Annotated in this window: 1 protein-coding gene; it reads left to right on the top strand. The window is 72.6% G+C overall.

Translation table 11 applies throughout. From position 1 onward, the window contains the following. A partial coding sequence (locus I5E_RS09285) for an ATP-binding cassette domain-containing protein (protein WP_031262015.1) occupies positions 1 to 544 on the top strand: 544 nt, incomplete at both ends.

The raw sequence follows: 544 nt of genomic DNA on the forward strand, positions 1-544 counted from the left end.
ACCGGCCCCGGCGGACATGGCCGTCCCGCCGACCGCCGCCGGGTGGGGAGCGATCCCGAGCTGGGAGTGGCACCGCGCCGGCATCGAACCCGGCCGTTCCGCCACGGTGATGCGCGCGGTCCGTGTGGCGCCGGCGCTCGAACGCACCCTCGCGCTCGACAACCTCCGCTACGCCAAGCCGGACGCGACCGACGACGAGATCGAGCGGGCGGCCCGGGCGGCGAACATCCACGAGACGATCGCCTCGTTCCCGGACGGCTACGAGACCATCGTCGGGGAGCGGGGCTACCGGCTGTCCGGCGGCGAGAAGCAGCGGATCGCCATCGCGCGGGTGCTGCTGAAGGACCCGCCGGTGCTGGTCCTCGACGAGGCGACGAGTGCGCTCGACTCGATCTCCGAGCGGGTGGTCCAGGCCGCGCTCGACAACGCCGCCGCCGGTCGCACGACGGTCTCAATCGCGCACCGGCTCTCGACGATCCGTGACGCCGACGTCATCTTCGTGCTCGACCACGGACAGATCGTCGAGCGGGGCACGCACGAGGAA

It is taken from the genome of Curtobacterium sp. B18, assembly GCF_000333375.1.
Taxonomy (GTDB): domain Bacteria; phylum Actinomycetota; class Actinomycetes; order Actinomycetales; family Microbacteriaceae; genus Curtobacterium.